Source organism: Methylobacterium sp. GC_Met_3, from assembly GCF_026540775.1.
GTDB lineage: Bacteria > Pseudomonadota > Alphaproteobacteria > Rhizobiales > Beijerinckiaceae > Methylobacterium.
Map to the genome: position 1 here is coordinate 1 of NZ_JALNUL010000093.1, position 8499 is coordinate 8499.

General features: G+C 63.7%; 5 protein-coding genes. 4 read left to right on the forward strand and 1 reads right to left on the reverse strand.

The window, feature by feature from the left end:
* Window positions 1-709: 709 nt before the first annotated feature.
* The 4 genes from OXS27_RS30925 (at window position 710) to OXS27_RS30940 (ending at window position 7843) form a co-directional block, all read left to right on the forward strand.
* A complete protein-coding gene (locus OXS27_RS30925; protein WP_267361501.1) occupies window positions 710-1234 on the forward strand; it encodes a PilZ domain-containing protein in 525 nt (174 codons plus the stop codon).
* Window positions 1235-1334: 100 nt separating this feature from the next.
* Window positions 1335-3842, forward strand: coding sequence for an EAL domain-containing protein (locus OXS27_RS30930; RefSeq protein ID WP_267361502.1), 2508 nt, complete (start codon window positions 1335-1337; stop codon window positions 3840-3842).
* Window positions 3843-4227: 385 nt separating this feature from the next.
* Window positions 4228-5964, forward strand: coding sequence for a diguanylate cyclase (locus OXS27_RS30935; protein ID WP_267361503.1), 1737 nt, complete (start codon window positions 4228-4230; stop codon window positions 5962-5964).
* Window positions 5965-6427: 463 nt separating this feature from the next.
* Window positions 6428-7843 carry an FAD-binding oxidoreductase gene (locus OXS27_RS30940; RefSeq protein WP_267361504.1) on the forward strand — a complete coding sequence of 472 codons (1416 nt, stop codon included), beginning with the start codon at window positions 6428-6430 and terminating at the stop codon, window positions 7841-7843.
* Between the two features lie 393 nt (window positions 7844-8236).
* Here the strand turns inward: OXS27_RS30940 and OXS27_RS30945 are convergent.
* Window positions 8237-8499: hypothetical protein (locus OXS27_RS30945; protein ID WP_267361505.1), on the reverse strand; the 263-nt coding region annotated here is incomplete at its 5' end.

An 8499-nucleotide genomic window follows, 5' to 3' on the forward strand; every position in this document is an offset into this window, starting at 1 on the left:
CCTCTTCGAAGCCGCCCTTCCACTTTCGGCCAGCATCAGCCGCCGCAGGCCGCCTGCCTGAGCGTCTCAGATGGGTGGGAAGCTGCCTGTCCGCTTATGGGCGGCTGAGCCGGTGAAGCGGGCCACCAAGCGAACGTGGGTAACGTCTGCGTCAATTGTGGAGCGTGTACTCAACCTGGGCCAGCGGTCAGGGAGATGGCGTCAGCGATCATCAGCCACTGTCTTGAACCCCAGTACGCCGAGCGCACGGCCTGTCGAGCCGCTTGCAGCCAGGGCGCTCGAGTCGTTTCGTAAGTCGTTTTTCTTCCCGATAACAGCACGCAGTCCCTTAACAGTCGGCGTCGTCATCAACGAGCGCTCCTGCGGCGGAAGCTTGGTCCATGGCATTCGAAATCGCTCATGCGCCACGTCACGCTCATTGCTTAAAATAAAGTTAGTCATCTGCAAATTTTGACTGCGATGCGATACAAAACCAATATGCTTTTTGTCGCACTTATGGGCATATTAGAAGCAATTTTCGGTTGTAATCGGGAAAATAACATGCATTATCAAGTAATCCTATCACTGTGAACGACATCAAAAGCTACCAAAATTTCGTAACGACTCTTAGGGGCGGGTTGTGGCTGGGGCTGACGTAGTAGAGCCTAAATTTGTTGCTCCGACTGTATCAAACAATACAAAGCCGGTCTACGTCGTGGGCGGACGCGTCATGGTCGCATCGGGGCACGAGGTCGCCTGCCGTGCGACCGAAATTACGTTGAAGTGGGCCAACCTTATCGCCAACGCCGAGGTCGATGTGGGTGAGGCGGTCGTCTGCTTCCTCAACAATATCGGCATCCTGCCGGGTCGCGTGAACCAGATCACCGCGGAGGGCTTCACGCTCGATCTGTACCTGCCCGAGTTCCGGCGCGGCCCGGTCGCAGCCCGCCTCGAATGGCACGCCCGCCGTAGCATGCAAACGGTGGAACTGCGCACCGCGCCGCGTATCGTACCCATACACCGTTCGGTCGAAATCAGGTTTGCTCAGGAAACCGTCCTGCGGGGCGAGATCCTAAATCTGTCACGGACTGGCGCCGCTATTTCCCTGAACTCCTCCATCGTGCCGTTCGTCGGCACCCGGATCAAGGTCGGGGTTCACTATGCCACGATCGTGCGTCACCTCGATGGAGGTATCGCCGTCGAATTCTGCGAGCCCTTGGCTGCCATCACCTTCAACGAGCAGATCAGGCTCTGACCGTGCCTCGGCCCCAGAAGCTGGCGACGCGGCATCGCATCAGCGCTGACCAGACATCGAGACCCTGAACGCGAACTTTGACGACGAGCACGCTCTAACCATGACGCAGACGATGATGTGCTCGGGGCAAGCTTCGCAGGCCGAGCGGGATGATATGCTGCTGCGTGTCGCTGTGGAGGCGATGGACGAGGGTTTCATCATCACCGACGCGGACGACCGCGTCCGGATGAGCAGCCGGAATGTCGCGGCCATGATTGGTGTCGCGGGAGACGCGCTCGCGGACGGCACGCCGTTCGCCGACGTGCGGGCGCAGCAGGTGGCGCGGGGCGAGTTCGCGCACCTGTTTCCGCGCTTGCGAGACCGCTTGGAGAGCGGCGAGCCCAGAATGCAGATCTACGAGTATGAGCGCGAGCGTCCCAACGGTGTTGTGCTTCAGACCCGCAGTCTGCCGCTGGAGACCGGCGGTCGCGTGCGCGTGTACGCGGACGTGACTGCCCGGCGTGAGGCCCAGCGCGCCCTGCAAGTGAGCGAGCACCGCTACCGGCTGATCGCCGAGAACACCAACGACATCATCATCCTGTATGATACCGATGCGATCCGCCGCTACGTCTCGCCCGCAGCATCGAAGATCCTCGGCTACGCGCCTGAGGATCTGGTCGGCACAAGCGGGCTCGATTTCATCCACCCCGACGACCTGACGCTTCACGCCGAGGTCTTCCAACAACTGCTCTCGGGAGAAGTCCGGCAAGCGCTGCTCACGTGGCGGCACCGACACCGCGACGGTGGTTGGGTGTGGCTGGAGGCGTCCTACAACAGACCCCACTATGACCCCAAAGCGGGCGAGACAGATGGCTACGTCGTGGTGCTGCGCGACGTGACCAGCCGGTGCGAGGCAGAGGAGGCGCTACGCGCGAGTGAGGCCGACCTGCGCGTTAGCCAGGAGCGTCTCGCGTTAGCTCTCGACAGCGGAGAGGACTGCCTGTTCGACTGGGATCTCACGACGGGCGCGCTCTGGGTGACGGAGCGCTGGCGGGACAAACTCGGCCTCGTCGGAGATTTGGCGCAGCCCAGCACGTCCGCCTGGAGCGCTGCAATTCACCCGGACGACCGTGAATACGTCACAGGCGTCACACGCGATCATCTAAAAGGGCTGACGCCCCTACTCGAATGCGAGTACCGCGTGTGTCGCTCGGATGGCAGTGCCTTCTGGGTGCTCGCCCGCGCCCGTGTAGCCAGCCGCACGCCGGATGGCCAGGCCCTGCGGCTGGTCGGCACACTGATCGACATCTCGCAGCGCAAGGAGGCCGGGGCGCGCATCGCCCATATGGCTGAGCACGACGCGCTGACCGACCTACCCAACCGTCACTTGCTCCGGCGGCACCTCGATGCCGCGCTCAACGCCGCGGTCGACGGGTCGAGCCGCCACGCGCTACTCGTCTGCGACCTCGATCACTTCAAGGTCGTCAACGACAGCTTCGGCCACCTCGCCGGGGATCGACTGTTATGCGCGGCGGCCGAGCGCATCCGCTCTGTCCTGCGCCCACAGGACATCATTGCGCGGCTCGGCGGCGACGAGTTTGCGGTGGTCGTGACCGACCTAGACGCAGACGGAACCCTCAACCGCATCTGCGAGCAAGTCATCGCGGCTCTAGACGAGCCGATCCGCCTTGATGACGCGGTCGTGAATATCGGTGTCAGCATCGGCGCCGCCCTGATCGCCGCTCAGGGCGACGGCGCCGAGGAGGTGTTTAAGCGTGCTGATACCGCCCTGTACGCGGCGAAGGCCGCGGGCCGGAACACCTACCGTCTATGCGATGCCGAGTCCCACGCTCGAATGACGACGCGCAGCGCGCTGGCGCTGGACATGAGAGAGGCGATCCGGCGCGGAGATTTCTTCCTCGTCTACCAGCCGATCACCGACCTAACGACGGGGACGGTGGTGGCGTTCGAGGCGCTGATGCGCTGGCGCCATCCCGTGCGCGGGCTGATCTCACCCGCAGACTTCATCCCGGTCGCTGAGGAAAATGGGCTGATCGTACCGCTCGGCGCCTGGGCGTTGGCCGAGGCGTGCCGAGAGGCGGCGGGTTGGCCAACGGCGGTCCGGGTGACGGTGAACGTCTCGACGGTGCAGTTCCGGGGTGGCCTGGAGCAAGCCGTAGTCGCCGCGCTCGGAAATGCGGGCCTTTCGGCGCACCGGCTGGTTCTGGAGGTGACTGAAAGCGCGCTGATGGACGACCCGGAGGAGGCGATACTCACCCTGCACCGGCTGCGGACGCTGGGGACCTTGATCGCGCTGGACGACTTTGGAACCGGGTACTCGTCCCTGAGCTATCTGCGCAGCTTCCCGTTCGACAAGATCAAGATCGACCGAGCGTTCATCAAGGATATCGCCGACCCAGACGCGGCGGCGATCGTGCGGGCAGTGGTCGGCATCGGCGAGCGGTTGGGCATGAGCATCATCGCGGAGGGGGTCGAGACCGCCGAGCAACTCGCCCTCGTTCACCGAGAAGGCTGCACAGAGGTCCAGGGATTTCTATTCAGCAGGCCACTGCCTGTCGAGGAGGCCCGGACATACATGCTTCTATCGCAGCCGCAGGACGCGGCATGAGTGATCTGACTGGGACGCCACGTGCGCTACTGGCGCCGAACCAAGACCGGCCACTCGTGTCATACATCCGCTTTCGGGTCCCATACGGCCGATCGTGAATGACAGCATCGGGTCGATAGCAGAAAGACCGCTTGGGGTGGTTTTCTGCCCCTCCTTCCGAACGGCAATGCATCGACGCGTACGTCGTGGCCGCGCCTGCTTCCGTTCCTAAGCGGAAGCGCGGAGCATCCGTTTGTAGGTGTCTTAGTGAGCCATAACCTTCAGCCGGTACGGTTGGGTGTGTGACTGCGGCCAAACCATGTGCTCAGCGAGTTGTTTACGAATAAATTTCATTCGCTGTCACAGATTGCTGCGCATAGTCCTCCCCGATTGAGGATCGTTCAAGATGTTCAAGATGTTCAAGCGGCTCGCGGACCACGTTTCATTGCGGCGTCAGATCAGCCTCCTCGCAGGCGCCATCGGTCTCATGATCGTCGGCGTGACCACAATCGGATCAGCGCTGCTGGCGCGCGGGCAAGCCACCGATATGGCGCAGAACGCCCTCCTGCAGGTCGCCCGGTCGATGGCCGATCGGCTCGATCAGGACATGGCCGAGCGCCTGCGGGAAATCCGCAACGTCGGAGCGCTTGAACCACTCCGACCTCACTGGATGGAAGACACTGGCGGCCTGCGCAAAGTGCTTGAGACGATGCAGAGGACGCTGCCGGATTACGCCTGGATCGGGTTTGCCGATCGCGACGGCAGGGTGCGTGCCGCCACGACGGGCGTTCTCGAAGGGGCGAGCGTCAGCCAGCGCCCCTGGTTCATCAATGGGCTTCGGCAGGCTGCGGTCGAGGATGTGCACGCGGCGGCGTTGCTGGCGTCCAAGCTTCCGCCCTACAGCGATGGAACGCCGTTCCGGTTCGTGGATGTGGCCGTTCCAGTGGACGACGCTTCAGGTCAGGTCATCGGTGTTCTTGGAGCTCATCTCAGCTGGCGCTGGGCCGACGTCGTTCGGCGCGAAGTCCTTTCGTCTCGCAGGCCCGAGCTGAAAGAGGATGTCGTCGTTATCGATCGCGCTGGCCGGGTCCTGCTCGGATCCGATCTCGGAGCTACGCCGTACACGGCCGTAGAGCTTGCATCCGGCCATTTCATCGTTCGCAGCGCTGAGGGCGATCGTCTCGCTGCTGCCGCAGCCACCCGTGGACGCGGCGAATATCGGGGCCTGGGCTGGACCGTCGTCGCACTGCAGCCAGTCGACACCGCATTGGCCGACGCCAATCGTTTGACCAGCCTGATCCTCCTGCTCGGGCTCTCCACGGCGGTATTCGGCGTCGTCGCAATATGGTGGGTCGCGGCACGGCTGACCCGGCCCTTGGCGCAGCTCACTGAAGCCGTCGGCCGCATCGGCCGCGAGCCGAACGCGAGGATGACGCGCCATGTGCACGGCTCTCCCGAGGTCTTGCACCTGTCTGCTTCGATCAGGTCGCTCCTGAGGCGCATCGGCACGGCTGAGGCGGATGCGCGCCTCATTGAGGCAGAGGCTTCGCACGCGGTCGATGCCGCGGAGGACCGGGTCAGGCGGCTTGGAGCCGATCTTCATGCGATGCAGGTTCTAGCCGACACCGATGCGCTGACAGGCCTGCTCAACCGCCGCGCGTTCCTGCCCTTGGCCAACGACGCGATGAGCTACTTCAAGCGCTACCGGCGTTCGATCTGTGTCCTGATGGTCGACATCGATCACTTCAAACGCGTCAACGACCTTTATGGCCACGCTGCAGGCGACGAGGTGATCCGCCAGGTTGGACGCATCATCAGCAATGCAGTCCGGACCACCGACAAGGTGGCGCGCTTCGGTGGCGAAGAGTTCGTGGTTCTGCTCCGCGAGACTGATCTGAAAGGCGCGGCCATCTTTGCAGACCGAATCCGTCAAACGGTGGCAGACACCGTGTTCGAGCCCGAGGGGCTGTGCCTCAGAGCAACGATCAGCGTCGGCATCGCCGAGGCCGGGTTCGCCGATGGCGACGTCGACCATACGATCGAACGAGCAGACCGCGCGCTCTATGCGGCTAAGTCGGGTGGACGCAACTGCGTCCGATCGTTCGAAGCGATAGCATCGCCAGACCTTCGAGTGGCCGCGTAGTGCAGGCACAGGAATGAAACGCGGCGCACAGGAAGTCCGGTTCTATCGCCATCCGGACGACTGCTGAACGATCGGTCAACGGCAGCCCCTCACCCCAAGCGGAAGATACAAGGCACCTGACGAACGGCCGCTTTGGAGAAACGTTAGCGGCGGTCCGGGGGGGGGGGCTGGGTTGGGTCGACACGAGGCCGGCCGCTTCTCCAGCCATTGTCCCCGAAAGCGGACGGGCCGCTTACGGCCAGACCCAGTCCCGCCGAATCGCCAGTGCGCGTAGGACCGGACGTTCAGCTTGGTCCACGTTACCGAGGCAGCTGAGGCGTATCGGGCGGATCGATGGCGAACCGTAGAGCTGGTCTTGCCGCGTCGAAGCGCCTGGATAGAGTAGCTGCTCCTGCCGCACCGTTATGGCGGCGTCAGCCTCGAACCTATTCGACTCCTGCCACGAGACGCGCCAACCCGGATATTGTCCTCCCCATCCCCCGATCTGTCCGCCTTCCACGAGTTCCTCGGAGAGGGCGGTCTCATCACCGATGCCGCCAGCTTGACGCGCTACACCCACGATCAGCGCGCGTTGATGCAGGGGCAGACACCTGGCGTTCTGCGCCCGCGTTCGACCGAAGAAGTCCAGAAGATCGTCCGTCTTGCCGCGCGCCTCGGCTTCGGCCTCGTGCCTCAAGGAGGCAACACCAGCTATGTCGGCGGTGCTACGCCCGAACCCGGCCGCGGGCAGCTCGTCGTGACGCTCGAGCGGATGAGCCGGATCCGATCCGTCGACGCGACGGGCTTCGCTCTTGCCTGCGACGCCGGCACGATCCTCGCCGACGCGCAGGCGGCTGCCGAGGCACGCGGCTGTCTGCTGCCGCTGAGCCTTGGCGCCGAGGGCAGTTGCCGTCTCGGCGGCAACGTCGGCACCAATGCCGGGGGACTGCAGGTGCTACGCTACGGCATGACCCGGGACCTCGTGCTTGGCTTGGAGGTCGTGCTGCCGGACGGATCGCTGTTCTCCGACATGCGAACCTTGCGCAAGAACAACATCGGCTATGATCTGAAGCAGCTCTTCATCGGCGCCGAAGGTACGCTCGGCATCGTGACCGGGGTGGTGCTCAAGCTTTGGCCTGCCCAGACACGGCGTGCCACGGCTTGGCTGCAACTCACGGCAGGCGCACCTATCCCGGAGATCGCCGCTCTGGTCCGACGGGAGACCGCAGACCTCGCCTCCACCTTCGAGCTCATCTCGGCCTCATCGTTAGGGCTCGTCGCCGACATGCGCCGCGCCGAGCTCGGCCTCGCGTCCGGGCCCGGCGGTGCGGTGCTGCTCGAACTCTCCGCGTCCTCGGAGCGCATCCCGCTCGACGATATTCTTTTGGGTACTCTGGAAGCGCTGATCGAGGCTGGCCATGTCGAGAATGCTGTGCTCGCCCAGTCCGAGCGGCAGAGGCGCGACATGTGGACGATCCGCGAGACCATTCCCGAGGCGGAGAAGCACGCGGGTGGATCAGTCAAGCTCGACATCGCCGTCCCGACTTCGGCGGTCTCTGCCTTCCTGGTCCGCGCCGGCGCGATCGTGGAGGCGCATGCCCCGGGCACGCGTCTGTCGTTCTACGGCCATGTCGGCGATGGCAACATTCACTTCAATCTGATTGTACCTCCGGGCCGCGACCGGATCGCCTTCACGCAAGAAATCGGGGAGGGTGTCGCTCATGCGGTCTACGCTGTGGCGATCGACCTCGGCGGGAGCTTCAGCGCCGAATACGGTATCGGCCGGTTCAAGCGCGATTTGCTGGCCCGCTACGGCGATCCGACCCGCCTGGCCCTACTCGGCGCTCTAAAGCAGGCTATTGATCCGCGTGGATTGATGAACGCGGGGGCGATGATCTGACCGGAAGGGCCAAGCCGCCCCGGCGGTTCAGTAAGTGTGCGCGCCACCAAACGCGAGCCGGCTCGTGCGGAATATAGATCTCATCGCCCACTTTTGTCAGGCATTGTTCCGACCTGCCTAGCAGCCGAAGCGTGCCCGACTCGTCGAGTCAGGCAAGGGAAAGTTTTGTGTTCGCTTCGCCGCCTGTGTCGCCAAAAGCAGACGCGCTGCTTTCGGCCAGATCCGGTCCCGCGCCGGGCGTCCTTGAATGGCTGGGTTGGGTGGAAAGCCGCCGGTCCGCTTCCGTGCGATATAGGCATCGAAGCAGACATCGCAGTTTCGCCCGTGCACGACCCTTCTGAGGCGTAGGAGAAGGCTGCCATCGATGTCGGCTTAGCGTAGTCGAGCCGACGCTTAGGGCGCGCAGAGCCGTGCCGCAGCACGCACGATCTGTCGGAAGTCCGTCGGCTTGCGGATCCGCTCGACGCCGTCGAAACGGGATGGGATCATCACGTCGTCGTAGCCGGTGACGAACACGAAAGGCACACCGCGATCCTGAAGCGCGCCTGCCACCGCCAATTGCGCGCCGGCACCCAAATTGATGTCAACCAGAGCGCAGGTCGGACTTCCGTTCGCGATCAGAGCGAGAGCTTTTTCCTCCACCCCGACCGGACCGT

Coding starts and splice junctions, on each gene's coding strand:
- OXS27_RS30935 (WP_267361503.1), top strand. CDS start 4,228: ATGTTCAAGATGTTCAAGCGGCTCGCGGACCACGTTTCATTGCGGCGT.
- OXS27_RS30925 (WP_267361501.1), top strand. CDS start 710: ATGGTCGCATCGGGGCACGAGGTCGCCTGCCGTGCGACCGAAATTACG.
- OXS27_RS30930 (WP_267361502.1), top strand. CDS start 1,335: ATGACGCAGACGATGATGTGCTCGGGGCAAGCTTCGCAGGCCGAGCGG.